This is a genomic window from Streptomyces sp. NPDC031100 (assembly GCF_055570785.1).
Window position 1 is genome coordinate 320,096 of record NZ_JBVIGN010000006.1, and the last position, 16,501, is coordinate 336,596.

General features: G+C 72.7%; 13 protein-coding genes and 1 pseudogene. 9 read left to right on the forward strand and 5 right to left on the reverse strand.

Annotation, left to right across the window (positions count from 1 at the left end; genetic code table 11):
- Nucleotides 1-86: 86 nt before the first annotated feature.
- The 6 genes and pseudogenes from ACZ5DS_RS19630 to ACZ5DS_RS19655 all read left to right on the forward strand — a co-directional run bounded on the left by ACZ5DS_RS19630 (nucleotide 87) and on the right by ACZ5DS_RS19655 (nucleotide 8,513).
- A complete protein-coding gene (locus tag ACZ5DS_RS19630; protein WP_468239997.1) occupies nucleotides 87-1,175 on the forward strand; it encodes a glutamate--cysteine ligase 2 in 1,089 nt (362 codons plus the stop codon).
- Between the two features lie 193 nt (nucleotides 1,176-1,368).
- A complete protein-coding gene (locus ACZ5DS_RS19635; protein WP_468240000.1) occupies nucleotides 1,369-3,273 on the forward strand; it encodes an AMP-dependent synthetase/ligase in 1,905 nt (634 codons plus the stop codon).
- Between the two features lie 147 nt (nucleotides 3,274-3,420).
- The gene (locus tag ACZ5DS_RS19640) at nucleotides 3,421-3,852 is read left to right on the forward strand and encodes an ATP-binding protein (RefSeq protein WP_468240353.1); all 432 of its coding nucleotides are present in this window, start codon (nucleotides 3,421-3,423) and stop codon (nucleotides 3,850-3,852) included.
- 215 nt (nucleotides 3,853-4,067) lie between these two features.
- Nucleotides 4,068-5,444, forward strand: a complete 1,377-nt coding sequence (locus ACZ5DS_RS19645) for an NAD(P)/FAD-dependent oxidoreductase (protein ID WP_468240002.1) — start codon at nucleotides 4,068-4,070, stop codon at nucleotides 5,442-5,444.
- Nucleotides 5,445-5,545: 101 nt separating this feature from the next.
- A pseudogene (locus ACZ5DS_RS19650) lies at nucleotides 5,546-7,800 on the forward strand (FUSC family protein).
- Nucleotides 7,801-8,057: 257 nt separating this feature from the next.
- A complete protein-coding gene (locus tag ACZ5DS_RS19655; RefSeq protein ID WP_468240005.1) occupies nucleotides 8,058-8,513 on the forward strand; it encodes a cyclic nucleotide-binding domain-containing protein in 456 nt (151 codons plus the stop codon).
- Between the two features lie 13 nt (nucleotides 8,514-8,526).
- Here ACZ5DS_RS19655 and ACZ5DS_RS19660 read toward each other — a convergent pair whose 3' ends face one another.
- A complete protein-coding gene (locus tag ACZ5DS_RS19660; RefSeq protein WP_468240007.1) occupies nucleotides 8,527-9,825 on the reverse strand; it encodes an MFS transporter in 1,299 nt (432 codons plus the stop codon).
- A gap of 95 nt (nucleotides 9,826-9,920) precedes the next feature.
- Complete coding sequence (locus tag ACZ5DS_RS19665) at nucleotides 9,921-10,535, reverse strand: LysE/ArgO family amino acid transporter (protein WP_468240010.1); 615 nt, start codon at nucleotides 10,533-10,535, stop codon at nucleotides 9,921-9,923.
- A gap of 66 nt (nucleotides 10,536-10,601) precedes the next feature.
- Here ACZ5DS_RS19665 and ACZ5DS_RS19670 point away from each other — a divergent pair, with 66 nt between their 5' ends.
- On the forward strand, nucleotides 10,602-11,486 hold the full coding sequence (locus tag ACZ5DS_RS19670) for a LysR family transcriptional regulator ArgP (protein WP_468240012.1): 885 nt from the start codon (nucleotides 10,602-10,604) through the stop codon (nucleotides 11,484-11,486).
- 50 nt (nucleotides 11,487-11,536) lie between these two features.
- Here ACZ5DS_RS19670 and ACZ5DS_RS19675 read toward each other — a convergent pair whose 3' ends face one another.
- On the reverse strand, nucleotides 11,537-12,244 hold the full coding sequence (locus ACZ5DS_RS19675) for a TetR/AcrR family transcriptional regulator (RefSeq protein ID WP_468240016.1): 708 nt from the start codon (nucleotides 12,242-12,244) through the stop codon (nucleotides 11,537-11,539).
- Between the two features lie 126 nt (nucleotides 12,245-12,370).
- On the opposite strand from ACZ5DS_RS19675, the gene ACZ5DS_RS19680 reads away from it, so the two are divergent.
- Both ACZ5DS_RS19680 and ACZ5DS_RS19685 read left to right on the forward strand, forming a co-directional pair.
- Nucleotides 12,371-13,591: a saccharopine dehydrogenase family protein gene (locus ACZ5DS_RS19680; protein WP_468240019.1), complete on the forward strand. Its 1,221-nt coding sequence runs from the start codon at nucleotides 12,371-12,373 to the stop codon at nucleotides 13,589-13,591.
- Nucleotides 13,592-13,692: 101 nt separating this feature from the next.
- A complete protein-coding gene (locus tag ACZ5DS_RS19685; RefSeq protein ID WP_468240021.1) occupies nucleotides 13,693-13,944 on the forward strand; it encodes a WhiB family transcriptional regulator in 252 nt (83 codons plus the stop codon).
- Here the strand turns inward: ACZ5DS_RS19685 and ACZ5DS_RS19690 are convergent.
- Complete coding sequence (locus ACZ5DS_RS19690; RefSeq protein WP_468240024.1) at nucleotides 13,941-15,791, reverse strand: sensor histidine kinase; 1,851 nt, start codon at nucleotides 15,789-15,791, stop codon at nucleotides 13,941-13,943. The genes ACZ5DS_RS19685 and ACZ5DS_RS19690 overlap by 4 nt on opposite strands.
- Complete coding sequence (locus ACZ5DS_RS19695) at nucleotides 15,788-16,495, reverse strand: response regulator transcription factor (RefSeq protein WP_468240026.1); 708 nt, start codon at nucleotides 16,493-16,495, stop codon at nucleotides 15,788-15,790. The genes ACZ5DS_RS19690 and ACZ5DS_RS19695 overlap by 4 nt, the downstream gene beginning before the upstream one ends.
- Between the last annotated feature and the right edge of the window lie 6 nt (nucleotides 16,496-16,501).

Genomic DNA, 16,501 nt, shown 5'->3' on the forward strand with positions numbered 1-16,501 from the left:
AGGTGTCGGCGGCCTGCTCCGAGGGGCAGTCAGGGTCGTACGGACTTACGACTGCTCCTCGTGGCATGACAGAAGGGCGGTACCGCGTGCGAACTGTCGGAGTGGAGGAGGAACTCCTTCTGGTCGACCCGGACAGCGGGGAGCCGAAGGCGATGTCGGCCGCCGTCCTCGCCCGTGCCGTCCAGGACGATCCCGGGCAGGACCTGTTCCAGAAGGAGCTGTTCGGGCAGATGCTCGAGGTCGCCACGAATCCGCAGTGGGACATGGCGGACCTCGGCGCCGAGATCGTGCGCTGCCGCAAGGAGGCGGCCCGGCTCGCCGGGGAGATCGGCTGCGCGGTCGCCGCGCTCGCCACCTGCCCGCTGCCGATCAGCCCGGCGCTCACCGCGCACGACCGCTACCGGTGGATGGCCGGGCAGTTCGGGATCGTCACCCAGGACCAGCTCGTATGCGGCTGTCATGCACATGTTTCGGTGGAGTCCGACGAGGAGGGCGTCGCCGTCCTCGACCGGATCCGCCCGTGGCTTCCGGTGCTCCTCGCACTCAGCGCCAACTCCCCGTTCTGGCACGGCCGGGACACCGGCTACGCCAGCTTCCGCAGCCGGGTGTGGTACCGCTGGCCGTCGGCGGGGCCGACCGAGCTGTTCGGCTCGGCCGCGGAGTACCACCGGCGGGTGGCGGACATGGTGGCCACCAGGGTCATCCTCGACAGGGGGATGGTGTACTTCGACGCGCGCCTGTCCGCGACGTACCCGACGGTGGAGATACGGGTGGCCGACGTGTGCCTGCGCGCGGACACCACCGTCCTCATCGCCACGCTGGCCCGCGCCCTGGTGGAGACGGCCGCGCGCGAGTGGCGGGCCGGCCGCCCGCCGCTCGACCACAGCGTGAGCCTGCTCAGAATGGCCGCCTGGCATGCCGGCCATTCCGGCCTCGACCAGGAGCTGCTCGACCCCGCGACCATGCAGCCCCGGCCCGCCGAGCAGGTGCTGCGCTCCCTGCGGGAGCACACCCGGGACGCGCTCGCCGACAGCGGGGATGCGGCCCTCGTCGACGAGGGCGTGGCCCAGGTGCTCCGCCGGGGCAACGGCGCCCACGAGCAGCACCTGCTCATGGAGCGCACGGGCAACCTGCGGGACGTCGTCACCGAGTGTGTGCGCCGTACCCAGGACTGAGGGGCGGTCCGGCGGGGCGGCTCGGGGGTCGCATCGTGCCCCTCTCCCGTGCCCTCCGCCACGCCCGGATCATCAGCCCGATCACGACTTCTCCGTTCCCGGCACCGATCGCGCTCCGCTGGGCTAGATTCGAGCACCGCCGACAGCAGAGCCGATCGGCGGAGTCACCCTCCGTACTCCCCGGGAGCAGCGCATGCGCGACGTCGCCCTCGCTCCAGCAGCCGTACCGCCGCTGACCGGCGGGCTGGCCGACAGCATCTTCGAGACCGCCGACCGGACACCCACCCTTCCCGTCCTCGCCCGCCGTACGCATGCGGCGCCCGGCGTGTGGGAGGAGGTGACCGCGGTCGAACTGCGGGACGAAGTGGTCGACCTGGCGAAGGGTCTGGTAGCCGCGGGGATCTCCCCCGGCCACCGGGTGGCCCTGATGGCCAGGACACGTTACGAGTGGACGGTGTTCGCCTACGCGCTGTGGAGCGTGGGCGCGGAGGTCGTCCCGATCCACCCGACGTCCTCCCGGGACCAGGTGGAGTGGATCCTGCGGGACGCCGGCTGCGTGGCCGTCGTGGTGGAGGACGAGCAGGGTGTCATGACCGTCGGCACCGTGTGCGCGGGGCTGCCCCGGCTCCAGCACGTCTGGCAGCTGGACGCGGGCGCGCTGTCCCGGCTGGCCGAGCAGGGTGCGGTCGTCCCGCTGACCACGGTGGAGTCGCTGCGCCGGATCGTGCTGCCGGACTCGACGGCGGCCATCGCCTACACCTCGGGCACCTCGGGCCGCCCGCTGGGCTGCGCACTGAGCCACCGGGGCCTGGCCTACCCGTGCGACGTCCTGCTCGCCGGCTGGGGACACACCGCGGCACCCCCGGGCGAGCAGCCGTCGGTGCTGGCCTTCCTGCCCTTCTCCCATGTGTACGGGATCATGATCCAGGTGATGTGCCTGCGCGGCGGGGTCCTGATGGCGCACGAGCCGGAGATGACCGAGGCGGCCCTCTCCTCGGCGCTGCGCACGTTCCGGCCGACGTACCTGTACGGTGTGCCGTCGGTGTTCGAGAAGCTGTACAAGACCTTCCTGCGGACCGCCCAGCAGGCGGGCCGGGGCGCTCTGTTCGAGCGGGCGGCGCAGACCGCGCGGGACTTCGCCGAGGCCGAGGAGCGGCGACGGCTGGGCCTCGGGGCGGGGCCCGGCTTCGACCTGCGGCTGCAACACGCCCTGTACGAGCGGACGGTGTACCGCAGGCTGCGGGCCGCGCTCGGCGGGCGCGTCGTGCGGGGCACCTCGGGCGGCTCGTCGCTCAGCCGGGAGCTGTCCCTGTTCTACGAGGGCATCGGTCTGTACCTCCACGACGGTTACGGGCTGACGGAGACCTCCGGCGGGATCACGGTGCAGCCGCTGGGCAGGGAGAAGTCGGGGACGGTGGGACTGCCGCTGCCGGGCACCGAGATCCAGGTGGCCGACGACGGGGAGATCCTGGTGAGCGGCCCGTCGGTGTTCCAGGGCTACATCAGCGACGAGGCCGGCACGCGCGCCGCGCTGCGCGGCGGCTGGCTGGCCACCGGGGACATCGGGCGGCTGGACTCCGAGGGCTATCTGACGATCACCGGCCGCAAGAAGGACGTCATCGTCACCAGCAGCGGCAAGAGCGTGGCCCCGGCCCCGCTGGAGCAGCGGCTGCGCCTGCATCCGCTGGTGCACCAGGCGGTGGTCGTCGGCGACGACCGGCCCTGCGTGGGCGCCCTGATCACCTTGGACCCGGACTTCCTCGCGCACTGGCGGACCGCCCTGGCCCTGCCGGGCGAGTCACCCGGCCGGGAGGCCCGCGAGGAGAACGCGCTCAAGGAGGAGATCGCGCGGGCCGTCGCCTCGGCCAACAGCCCGGTGTCCCGAGCCGAGTCCATCAGGGTCTACCGTGTCCTCCAAGAGCCGTTCGCCCCGGACAACGGGCTGCTGACGCCGTCCATGAAACTGCGCCGGGACGCCATAGCGCGGCACTATGCCGCGGAGATCGACGCGATGTACGAGGCCCGTTCCCGCGCGGTGCGGCGGCCGGGCCTCGAGGAACCGGCCGACTGGGACGAGGCGGACAACGTCTTCCGCTAGGAGGCGCGCCCGTACGGATCCCGGCGGCCGGGGGCACGGGTAACCCGGCCCGGCCGGGGAACCCGCAGAGGTGGAGTGATCAGCAACGACGTCCGCCCCATCCGGCAGGGGCCGCCGCCCCGGCCGGACGGGGCCGGGGAATGCGAGATGGCGACGGAGCCGCGTGGGGACGACACACCGTCCTCGGAGGAGAAATACGAGCGCGCGTTCTCCTTCCCCGGTGAGCTGCCCAACGTCACAGGGGCGAGACTCGCCGCGGAGGAGTTCCTGTGCGGCCTCGCCGAGGACGCGCCGCCCGGCACGCCCGAATCCTGGGACGACATCCTGCTGGTCGTCACGGAACTGGCCGCCAACGCCGTCCAGTACGCCCCCGGACCCTTCGGCCTGCGGATGCGGCGCACCTTCGACGGGGTGCACGTGATGATGCACGACACCAGCACGGTCAGGCCCGAGCCACGGCCCTTCCGGCCGAGTGCGGGCGGCGGCATCGGCTGGCATCTCGTGCACACGCTGTGCAGCCAGGTGAGCGTCGTCGTCCACGACGAGGGCAAGGACATCCACGCGTTCCTGCCCTGGTGACCGGCGTACCGAGGAGACGCCGTCCGGTTGTCCGACGTGTATCTGTGCGAGTTCCGGATACTCCGGCCTCGGCGGGGGCATGCTGGTGGCCACGCGTTCGTCTGCCTGCCGCACCCGCTGGCGGAACGGCTCGGGGCACGGTGGGATCGAGTGGCCACAGCGATCCAGGGCGTGCGAACGGCGTCGAGTCGGACCGCCTGGAGCCGCAGAAAGGGATGAACACCGTGACACGACCCAGGATCCTGGTGGTGGGTGCAGGCTTTGCCGGAGTCGAGTGCGTCCGCCGCCTGGAGCGGAAACTCGCCCCCGACGAGGCCGATGTCACCCTGGTGACGCCGGTCGCCTACCAGCTCTACCTCCCCCTGCTGCCCCAGGTCGCCTCCGGCGTGCTGACACCGCAGTCGATCGCCGTCTCGCTGCGCCGCAGCAAGAAGTACCGCACCCGGATCATCCCGGGCGGCGCGATCGGTGTGGACCTGAAGTCCAAGGTCTGCGTCGTGCGCACCCTCACCGATCACGTCGTCAACGAGCGGTACGACTACATCGTGCTGGCGCCGGGCAGTGTGACCCGCACGTTCGACATCCCGGGGCTCACCGATCACGCCTTCGGGATGAAGACCCTCGCCGAGGCCGCCTACATCCGCGACCACGTCATCGCGCAGCTGGATCTCGCGGACGCCAGCGACGACCCGGCCGAGCGAGCCTCGCGGCTGCAGTTCGTGGTGGTCGGCGGCGGTTACGCGGGCACCGAGACGGCGGCCTGTCTGCAACGGCTCACGCATGCGGCCGTCCAGCGCTATCCGCGCATCGACCCGAACCTGATCAGGTGGCACCTCATCGACATCGCGCCCAAGCTCATGCCGGAGCTGGGCGACAAGCTCGGCCGCAGCGCGCAGGAGATCCTCAAGCGGCGCGGCATCGAGGTCTCGCTGGGCGTGTCGATCGACAAGGCGGGCCCGAAGGAGGTCACCTTCACCGACGGCCGGGTGGTGCCGACGCGCACCCTGATCTGGACGGCCGGTGTGGTCGCCAGCCCGCTGATCGCCACCCTGGGCGCGGAGACGGTCCGCGGCCGGCTCGCGGTCAGCGCCGAGATGACCCTGCCGGGTCACGACGGGGTGTTCGCGCTCGGCGACGCCGCCGCCGTGCCCGACCTGGCCAAGGACGAGGAGGGCGCGGTCTGCCCGCCCACCGCGCAGCACGCCATGCGCCAGGGCCGGAAGGTCGCCGACAACGTCATCGCGACCCTGCGCGACCAGCCCCTCCAGCGGTACGTGCACAAGGACTTGGGGCTCGTCGTCGACCTCGGCGGCAAGGACGCCGTGTCCAAGCCGCTGGGCATCGAGCTGCGGGGCGTCCTCGCGCAGGCGGTGGCCCGCGGCTATCACTGGTCGGCGCTGCGCACCAACGTCGCCAAGACCCGCGTCCTGACCAACTGGCTGCTGAACGCGGTCGCGGGCGACGATTTCGTCCGCACCGGCTTCCAGGCCCGCAAGGCCGCCCGGCTGAAGGACTTCGAGTACACGAACTCGTACCTGACCCCGGAACAGGTCCGCGTCCAGGTGGAGAAGGGGTCCACCGAGAGCCCCTGATATGGGTCCGGGCCGCGTGCCATGCTGGGTCGTGGATCAAGTTCTGGCACGGGAGAGAGCGCGGCGGCGTGAGGACAGCGGTTCGGTCGGGGCGGGTACGGCTGCGGGACCGGGTGGCGGCATCCGATCCCGGGCTGCTCAGACTCACCGCGGGCCTGCGCATGGTGACCGCGATCGCCCTCACCGTCGCCGTGCCGGCCCTGCTGCGGGTTCCGGTCTCGCAGCTGGTCGCGGGCGCCATCGCGGCGATGGCCGCGACCTTCGCCGTCCGGGAGAAGCAGCGCTCCCAGCAGGCCGTCACCCTCGCCCTCGGCCTGCCCGTGGCGCTCGCCTCGGTGACGCTGGGCACGCTGCTGAACCAACGGGTCGTCGCGGGCGACGCGTTCTTCGTCCTCCTCATCTTCGGTGCCGTCTACGGCCGCCGGTTCGGCGACCGCGGCACGGCACTGGGCCTGATCGGCTTCCAGATCTACTTCCTCTCCCTGTTCGTGCACGCGACCCCCTCCGCGCTGCCCGCCCTGTACGGCGTGATCGCCGTGGCGTTCGTGTGCAGCGCCGTCGCCCGGTTTGTCCTGCTCCCGCAGACCCCGGCGGGCATCCTGGACCGGCTGCGCCGGGCCTTCCGTGCCCGGCTGGGGCAGCTGATCGACGCCCAGATCGAGCTGCTGGACGCCGGTCCCGACGAGGCCGAGAAGGTCCTGGAGCACCTGCGCACCGGCACCGCCCGGCTGCACGAGACGGCGCTGATGATCCAGGGACGGCTGGAGGACGGCACCGCCGACGAGGCGACGGCGCGGCTGCTGCAGCGCCGCATCGCCGACGCCGAGATCGCCGCCGAGCGGCTCGGTCTGCTGCTGCTCACCGCGCGCAGCGCCGAGCGGACGGACACCCTGACCCTGCACCTGCCCGGCGCTCCCCTGCCCTCCGGTGGCGAGCTGCCGGTGCGGGACGAGGCGACGGCCGTGCTGCGCCGGGACCTGGAGGCGCTGCGCCTGCTGGTGCTGCGGCCGGTCGCCGAGACCCCGGGGACGGCGCCGGCCCAGGTGCGCAACCGGCTGCTCGGCTACCGCGAGGAGGAGAACCTGCCCCAGGCGTCCCCGGCCGTGCAGGACGTCTTCCGGGGCCTCGGCGAGACCGCGCGGGCGGTGCTCGGGCTGCGGATCGCCCTGGACGGGCCGCAGGACGAGTCCGACGACACCCCGGAGACGGCCCGCTCGCGCGAGGAGCTGGACGCCGAGGACGCGGCCATCGAGAGCAGCGAGGAGGAGGAGCCCGAGGAACCGGAGCCGACCGGGCTCAGCAGGCCCACCACGCGGGCCGCCGTGCAGGTGGCCGTCGGTTCCTCCCTGGCCATCGCGGGCGGTGAGCTGCTGTCCAGCCAGCGCTGGTACTGGGCGGTGCTGACCTGCTGGATCGTGTTCATCAACACCGCGTCCACCGGCGAGATCCTGGTGAAGGGCTACCGGCGCCTGGTCGGCACGGTCCTCGGCGTGGTGGCCGGCATCGGGCTCGCCGGGCTGGTCGGACACCACACCTGGACGGCGTTCGGGCTGGTCCTGCTGTTCGTCTTCGCGATGTTCTACACCGCGCCCCTGTCCTACACGCTGATGTCGTTCTTCGTGACAGCGATGCTGGGGCTGCTGTACACGCTGCTGAACACCTACACCGCGTCGGTGCTGCTGCTGCGGGTGGAGGAGACGGCGCTGGGCGCGGCCTGCGGAGTGATCGCGGCGGCGGTGGTGCTGCCGGTCCACACCGACCGGCGCACCAACGACCTCCTGGTCGCCGTCCTGGACAAGCTCGCCGACGTCACCCGGGCCGCCATGGACCAGCTCGGCGGCGAGACGGCGGCCGACCTGGTGGACCAGGCGCGCGATCTCGACCAGGCGCTGGCCGACCTGCGGGCCGCCACCCAGCCGCTGACGCATCCGATCACCCCGTTGCGGACCCGCCGGGACACCGCCCGGTACGTGGTGGCGCTGCTGGAGACGTGCGCGTACCACGCGCGGTCGCTCGCGGCCACCGCCGAGCTGCTGCCCACGCATCCGTCGATTGCGGCGGATCCCCGGCTGCGCACCGCGGGCCAGCGGATCGTGCACAACATCGAGGCGATCGCCGCGCACGTGGCGGACCCCCGCTCGGAGGACCGGATCGAGACCGGGCGCAGCATCGCGTCGATGCTGGAGCCGGGCACACTGCGCACCCCGCGCTACGGCAGGGTGACCGCGATCGGGTGCTACGGCATCTGCAGCGGCTGGACGAGGCGGTGTCGGGCCTGGCGCGGCCGCTCGGCGTACCCCGTCCGGGCGCGGCACCCGCCGGCTCGGCCGCGGCCGGGGTGAAACAGGTCACGTGACCTGCACTTGATGGGGTAAATCTCCGCTAGATGGTTTACCGTTCATTCATAAGTGGTGACGGAGTCGACGTCAACGGTCCTCCCCCACCACCGCATACGGCCCTGGCTGGTCTCCCCCGTCCAGCCAGGGCTTTTTCATGCCTTGCGGGCATGTCGCCGGTAGAAATCCGCCTCCTTCGAGGTGCCCGGGACGGCGGCAGCGGCTGAAATGGGCTGGGGGGAACACCCGAACCGCCGCCGGCGAGGAGTCCCGGGCCATGACCAAAGCGATAAAACTGCTGACCGCCCTGCCGCAGGCACAGCGCGAACGGCTGATGGAGCTGGCCAAGGAGGTCTCCTTCCCGGAGGACACCCGGATCTTCGAGGCGGGCGGCACCGCCGACCGCTTCTGGGTGATCCGCTCGGGCGCGGTCCACCTGGACCAGGAGGTCACCTCCCGGCAGCGGGTCACGGTGGCCACGCTGGGCCAGGGCGACCTGCTCGGCTGGTCCTGGCTGTTCCCGCCGTACGCCTGGGACTTCGGCGCGGTGGCCTACAGCAACGTGCGGGCCTACGAGTTCGACGGGCCGTCGGTGCTCGCGCTGTGCGTGGAGGACCCGCTGCTCGGGCTGTCGCTGGTGCGCACGGTCGCCGAGATCCTCGCGCACCGCCTGGAGACGACCCGCGGCAAGCTGATGGACCAGTTCACGACACGCCGCCGCGGACCGCTGTAGGCCCTGGGGCCGGTCAGATCCGGTACCGACGCAGGGCCGGGACCGCTGCGGCCAGCGCCAGCATCACCACGACGACCAGTGCGCCGCCGCCCGCCACGGCGGCCCGCGGGCCGAACGCCGAGCCGGCCGTGCCGTGCAGCACGTCCGCCAGGCGCGGACCGCCCACGACGACCACGGTGAACACGCCCTGCATCCGGCCGCGCATCTCGTCGGTCGCGGCGGAGAGCAGGATCGCCTGGCGGAAGACCATGGAGACCATGTCGGCCACGCCCGCGGCGGCGAGGAAGGCCAGCGCCAGCCAAAGGCTGCCGCTCAGCCCGAACCCGGTGACGGCCACGCCCCAGCCGACCACCGCGCCTATGACCATCCAGCCGTGCCGCCGCGCCCGCGAGAACACCCCGGAGAACAGGCCGCCCAGCACCGCGCCCACCGCGATGCCCGCGAACAGCACGCCGAGCGCGAGCCCTTCGCCGTAGGAGGCGTACGTCTGCGCGGCCAGCTGCGGGTACAGGGCACGGGGCATGCCGAAGACCATGGCGACGATGTCGGCGAGGAAGGACAGCAGCAGCACCTTGTGCCCGGCGATGTAGCGGAACCCGGCCGCCACCTCCCGCATCCCGGCGCGCCGTGCCGACGGCTCGCCCAGCGGGGGCAGCGCGGGGAGCCGCAGGACCGCCCAGACGCTGACGCACAGCGCGAGCGCGTCGATCAGGTACAGCACGGGCAGCCCGAGGACCGGTATCAGCGCACCGGCCAGCAGCGGGCCCACCACCAGGCCCGTCTGCATCACGGTCGCGCCGAGCGCGTTGGCCGCCGGCAGTTCCTCCGCCGGGACCAGCCGGGCGACGGAGGCACTGCGGACCGGGGAGTTCAGCCCGAAGAAGGCCTGCTGCGCGGCGAGCAGCACCATCAGGACGACCACGGAGTGCAGCCCGGTGACGGCCTGTACCCAGAACAGCACCGAGGTCACGGCGATGCCGCTGTTGGTGACCAGCAGCAGCTTGCGCCGGTCAACCGCGTCGGCGATCGCCCCGCCCCACAGCGCGAACACCACCATGGGCACCAGTCCGGCGAGGCTGGCGTAGCCGACCCAGGCCGAGGAGTGGGTGATGTCGTAGATCTGCTTGGGTACGGCGACGGCGGTCAGCTGGCTGCCGACGGCGGTGACGATGGTCGACGACCACAGCCGCCGGTAGGCCGGGATGCGCAGGGGCCGGGTGTCCATCGCCCAGCGGCGCCAGCCGCGCCGGGGCGGGGCCGGCGCGGCAGGTCCTGCGGTGTCGGGTTCGGTACTGCTCTCGCTCGTGTCCACGGGTTTCCTGGTCGCTCGACAGAGGTTGCTCGATACATCTTTCGATTCGAGGCCTCACTATGGCAGCAACTCCCGTGGCAGCCGAACCGTTTGTCTCAGGATCCGGCGACCAGCAGGGCGCCCAGCCCGAGCATGGTGACGGCGACCAGGCCGTCCAGCACCCGCCAGGCGGTGGGCCGGGCGAGGAAGCGGCCGAGTAGCCGGGCGCCGAAGCCGAGCGCGGCGAACCAGCACAGGCTCGCGAACGCTGCGCCGAGCCCGAAGGTCCAGCGCAGCGGGCCGCGGTCGGCGGCGAGGGAGCCGAGCAGGAACACGGTGTCCAGGTACACGTGCGGGTTGAGCCAGGTCATCGCCAGGCAGGTCAGCACCGCCCGCCGCCGCGAGCCCACCGCCTCCCCCTCCGCGCTCAGGCCGGTGCCGGGCCGCAGGACCCGGCGGGCGGCGAGGGCGCCGTAGCAGAGCAGGAAGGCGCCGCCGACGATGCCGACGGCCCGCACCACGCCCGGCCAGGCCACCACGACCGCCCCGACCCCGGCGACGCCGAGCGCGATGAGCAGTGCGTCGGACAGGGCGCAGATGCCCACCACCGCGAGGACGGCGTCCCGGCGCACCCCCTGGCGGAGCACGAAGGCGTTCTGGGCGCCGATGGCGACGATCAGGGAGAGGCCGGTGCCGAATCCGGCGGCCGCGGCGGTCAGGGCGTGGTTCATGCCCTCGACGTTAGGCAAGCGATCACTGCAGGTACAGCTAAAGATTCTTACGTATCCTTAGCGCTCGTGATGACTGAGCTTCCCCTGGAGCAGGTACGCACGCTGCTCGCGGTGGTCGACGAGGGCACGTTCGACGCGGCGGCCGCGGCCCTGCACGTGACGCCGTCGGCGGTCAGCCAGCGGGTCAAGGCGCTGGAGCAGCGCACCGGCCGGGTGCTGCTCCAGCGCACCAAACCCGTACGCCCGACGGACTCGGGTGCGGTGCTGGTCCGGTTCGCCCGGCAGCTCGCCCGGATGGAAGGTGATGCGCGCACCGAGCTGGGGCTGAGCGGCGCCGGGGAGCCGACGCGGCTGTCGGTCGCGGTGAACGCGGACTCGCTGGCGACCTGGTTCCTCGGGGCGCTCACCCGGGTGGACGGGCTCTGCTTCGAGCTGCACCGCGAGGACGAGGACCACACGGCGGCGCTGCTGCGCGAGGGCCTGGTGATGGCGGCCGTGACCTCCTCTGCGGACCCGGTGCCCGGCTGCTCGGTCCGCCCGCTCGGCCGGATGCGCTACCTTCCGGTGGCCGCACCGGAGTTCGCCGCGCGCCACCTGGACGGGCCCCTGGAAGACTTCCTGCCCGAGGCGCGTGTCGTGGTCTTCGACCGCAAGGACGACTTCCAGGACGGCTTCGTCCGACGGCTGGGCGGCACAGCGGCCGGTCCGCTGCGGCACTACGTGCCCACCTCGGAGGGCTTCGTCGACGCGGTCGCCGCGGGGCTCGGCTGGGGCATGGTCCCGGAGGCCCAGGCGGGGCCGCGGCTGCGCGAGGGCCGTCTCGTCCTGCTGGCTCCGGACGCGTGGGTGGACGTCCCGCTGTACTGGCAGCAGTGGAAGCTCGACTCTCCCGCCCTGTCCGCCCTGGCCGGGGCGGTGACGGCGACGGCGGCCGAGGCCCTGCGGCCCTGACCGTCGACGGGTCCGCGGACGCAGCCGGACGGCCGCGCTCGCCCTGACGGTCAGGGTGTCCCTGGACGCAGCCGGGCGGCCGCGCTGTCCAGCAGCATCTCCAGGGCCGCCGGGTAGGCGCTGGTGACCATGCGCCGGGCCAGCAGTGGGGCCGCCTCGGCGATGCGCGGGTGGGTGGCGCGGGGCAGGCGGGCGTAGATCGAGTGCCACTTGTCCTCGTCGGCCCGCTGGGAGGCGCGCGGCAGGGCCAGGGAGGCGGCGTCCAGGGCGGCGAAGGCCAGCGTCTGGTCGATGAAGGCATGGTAGACGCCGACCGTCTCCGCCACGGAGAACCCGGCCGTGCGCAGGACGTCCAGGACCGCCTCGTCGGCGGCCAGTTCATGGGCGCGCCCGGTGACCCGGTTCGCGGTCAGCACGGCCGCCTGCGGGTGTGCGACGTACGCGGCGTGGATGCGCAGTCCGATCGTCCGCAGGTCCGGACGCCACTGTCCGGTCGGCCGCCAGCCCGCCAGCGCCTGGCCCATGAGCGCGTCCCCGATGGCCAGGGTCAGATCGTCCATGCCACGGAAGTACCGGTACAGGGTGCTGGGGTCGCAGTCGAGGGCGAGGCCCAGGCGGCGGGCGGTCAGCCCGGTGCTGCCGTGCTCGCGCAGCAGGCGCAGCGCGGTCTCGACGATCAGCGGCTCGGACAGCACGGTGCCGCTGCGGGTCGGCCGGCGCCGGCGGCGCTTCTCCTCGGGCACCACGGGCTTGGGCACGGCGGTTCCTTCCTGGCGTCCTTATGCCAACGCCATTGACCTTACGTCATGGCCGGGCGTTGGATTCCGGGCAAGGCGCGCCTGCCCCGTTCTCTTCACCGTTCGTGTCAGGCAGGGAGTTTCGTCATGCGTGTACTGCTCGTGGGAGCCGGCGGTGTGGGCACCGCCATCACCCGGATCGCGGCCCGCCGCCCGTTTTTCGACCTGATGGTGGTCGCCGACTACGACCCCGCCCGGGCCGAGGCGGCGGTCGCGGCCCTCGGCGCCGCCGGGGACCGGTTCTGCGCCGAGCGCGTGGACGCGGGCGACGAGGCCGCGGTGGCCGGCCTGCTCGCCCGCCACGACTGCGACGTCCTCCTCAACGCCACCGACCCGCGGTTCGTCATGCCCCTGTTCCGCGCGGCGCACACGGCCGGTGCCGGCTATGTCGACATGGCGATGTCCCTGTCCCGGCCGCACCCCGAGCGGCCGTACGAGGAGTGCGGGGTCAAGCTGGGCGACGAGCAGTTCGCGCTGGCCGCAGAGTGGGAGAAGGCGGGCGCGCTCGCCCTGGTCGGCATGGGCGTGGAGCCCGGTCTGTCGGATGTGTTCGCCCGGTACGCGGCCGACGAACTCTTCGACGCGATCGACGAGATCGGCATCCGCGACGGCGCGAACCTCACCGTCGACGGCTACGACTTCGCACCCTCCTTCAGCATCTGGACCACCATCGAGGAGTGCCTGAACCCGCCGGTCGTGTACGAGGCCGGGCGCGGCTGGTTCACCACGCCCCCGTTCAGCGAGCCGGAGGTGTTCGACTTCCCCGCGGGCATCGGGCCGGTGGAGTGCGTGAACGTCGAGCACGAGGAGGTGCTGCTGGTGCCGCGCTGGGTCGGCGCGCGGCGGGTCACCTTCAAGTACGGCCTGGGCGGGGAGTTCATCGAGACGCTGAAGACCCTGCACCGGCTGGGCCTCGACCGCACCGCCCCGGTGACCGTGCCGGGCGCGCACGGACCGGCCCAGGTCTCCCCGCGGGACGTGGTCGCCGCATGCCTGCCCGACCCGGCGACGCTGGGCGAGCGGATGCACGGCAAGACGTGCGCGGGCACCTGGGTGCGCGGCACGAAGGACGGGGCGCCGCGCGAGGTGTACCTGTACCACGTGGTCGACAACCAGTGGTCCATGGCGGAGTACCGGTGTCAGGCGGTGGTGTGGCAGACCGCGGTCAATCCGGTCGTCGCCCTCGAACTCCTCGCCACCGGCGCCTGGTCGGGCACCGGCGTGCTCGGTCCGGAGGCCTTCCCCGCCCGTCCGTTCCTCGACCTGCTGACCGCGTACGGCTCCCCGTGGGGCGTCCGGGAACAGTGAGGCTGTCCGAAATCCGCTGTTTCACCGTGCATCGACAGGTGACCCGAAGGCGAGTACGCATCTTCCAGGGGCAGGTACGACCTCGATCGCAGGTGACGTTGATGGACGACTGGCGAGACCTCGCCGCATGCCGCCGCGAGGACCCGGACCTCTTCTTCCCGATCGGCACCACGGGACCGGCGCTGGTACAGACGCGGCTGGCGAAGGCGGTGTGCCGACGCTGCGGTGTCCGGGAGGAGTGTCTGCGGTGGGCCGTGGACACGGGACAGGACGCGGGTGTCTGGGGCGGCACGACCGAGACCGAACGCCGCATGCTGGCCTGGCGCATGGGAGCACGACGGCCCCCGCACTAGACAACCGGACGCCCCTGGGGGGCGTCCAGCGGGGCGGGAGCGGCCGGCAGGCGGAGTGTGAACACCGCGCCCTCGCCGGGCTCGCTCGCGGCCTCGGCCGTGCCGCCGTGGGCGGCGACCAGGTGGCGGACGATGGGCAGGCCGAGGCCGCTTCCGCCGGTGCGGCGGCTGCGTGACTTCTCGGCGCGCCAGAACCGGTCGAACACATGCGGCAGGTCCTCGGGGGCGATGCCCGAGCCGGTGTCGGTGACGGTGAGGACGACCGACTCGCCGTCCCGGCGGGCGGCCAGCGTGACCGTGCCGTCGGCGGGGGTGTGCCGCAGCCCGTTGGAGACCAGGTTCCCGAGCGCCTGCCGCATGCGCACGGGATCCGCCTCCAGCCAGGCGGTGTCGTCGGCCTCGGTGCGCAGGGCGACCCCGGCGGCGTCGGCGGCCACCCGGTGGGCGGCGGCAACCTGGTCCAGCAGGTCACCGGCGCGCAGCGGCTCACGGTGCAGGCGCAGGGTGCCCGCGTCGGCGGCCGCGAGGTCCTGGAGGTCGTCGATGATCCGCTGGAGCACCAGCGACTCCTCGTGCAGGGAGGCCAGCAGGGCCGGATCGGGGTCGACGACGCCGTCGCGGACCACCTCGAGCCAGCCGCGGATGTTGGTGAGCGGGCTGCGCAGTTCATGGGCGATGTCGCTGACCATCGCCTTGCGCTGAGCCTCGATGCGCTCGCGGCGCTCGGTCAGGTCGTTGAACGCCTCCGCGAGGATGCCGGTCTCGTCCCGGGTGGTCACCGGCACCCGCACATGCAGTTCGGGCGGCTGCTGGGCGGCCGCGGTCAGCGCGCGCAGGGGCCGTACCAGCCGGACGGCGACGACGGCTGTGACGGCGACGGTGACCGCAAGGACCAGGCCGGCCGCGCCGACCACCTTGGCCTTGTTGGCCGGGGACATGTCGAAGCGGGAGGGGGGTTGGTCGCCGATGCCGAGGAACAGCTCGGCGACCGGGGCGACATAGGGCTCCAGCTGGGTGCGGCGGGCGCTCAGCACGCACTGCTGTGGTGCCTGGTCGAGGGCCCTGCCGTTGCCCACCTTGGCGTACTTGGACAGGTAGCCGCCGGCGAACGGGTCCTTTCCGCTGGGGTCGAAGGTGAGGAACAGCGGTCCGCCGAGGTCCAGTCCGGCCCGTCTCAGGCAGGGGCGGGCCAGCTCCGTGAGGCCGGTCAGGGCCCTCTGTTCCGTCGGGGTGGGGGTGTTGAGCTGTCCGTCCGCGCACTCCTGGGCGGCGTAGGAGGTGTAGGTGCCGTCCGGGCTGCTGAGCACGGGGCGGCCGCTCGGGGTCCGGACGACCGTGGCGTCGACGCCGAACCGCTCGTAGCACTGCCTGCGCTTGGCAGCCAGCGCGTCCAGCCGGTCCCGCTCCTTCGACGTGACCCGGTACGGGCCGACCACCCGCGGGTCGATGCCGCTCAGCTGGGCCCCGGACTCGGTGTAGGTGTCGGTGCGCAGGGGGTCGACGGTGGCGGCGGGCCGGGGCGGCAGCGGGGTGCCGCGCGGCGCGGAGTCGGCGACGAAGGTGCGGTCGGCGGTGGTGAGCGCGATGCGCCGGCCGGTACGGGCCGCCAGGTCACGCACGGTGCGCTGGACGTCCGCCCAGTCCGGGTGTGCGGCGGCGTACCCGCTGAGCTGAGCGAGGATGCTGTTGTCGGCGGCGAGGTCCTGGCCCTGTTCCTCCTTCAGGGCGCTGGTGGTGGTCGTCACCGCGAGCCAGGCGGTGGCCGCCACCGAGCAGACGGCGATGAGGGCCGAGACGAACAGCAGCCGGACGAGCAGCCGTTTGCGCAGCGGTATGCGGCGCTTCACGGCCGGCCGCCGCTCAGCTTGTAGCCGACGCCGAACACGGTCACCAGGCGGACCGGCCGTCGCGGGTCGGCCTCGATCTTTCGGCGGAGATTCATGATGTGCACGTCGACGGCCCGCTCGGTGGAGGCCCGGTCGAGTCCGCGCGTGAAGTGGAGCAACTGCCGCCGGGAGAACACCCGTTCCGGCTCACCCGCCATGGCCAGCAGGATCTGGAACTCGGCCGGCGTGCACTCCACCGGCTCGCCCTCCAAGCGCACCTCGTGGCGTACCGGGTCGACGCTGATCCCGGCGGCCCGTACGACGGGATCGTCGTCCCGGGTGCTCCCGCCGCGCCCGCTGCGCCGCAGGACCGTACGGATACGGGCCATCAGTTCGCGCGGGCTGTACGGCTTGGTCATGTAGTCGTCGGCGCCCAGTTCCAGGCCGAGCAGGACGTCGTCCTCGGCGGCGCGCGCGGTGAGCATCACCACGGGGATGTCCGGGTCCTCGGCGCCCGCGCGCAGCACCCGGCACACCCCGAAGCCGTCGATCACCGGGAGCATCAGGTCGAGGACGACGAGGTCGGGTCTCAGGCGGCGGGCCGCGTCGAGCGCGGCCGCGCCGTCGTGCACGACCGTGGCGGTGTGCCTCTCGGCCAGCAGGGAGCGGCGGATGAGTTCGGCCTGCTTCTCGTCGTCCTCGGCGACCAGTACATGTGCGCACACGAGTTC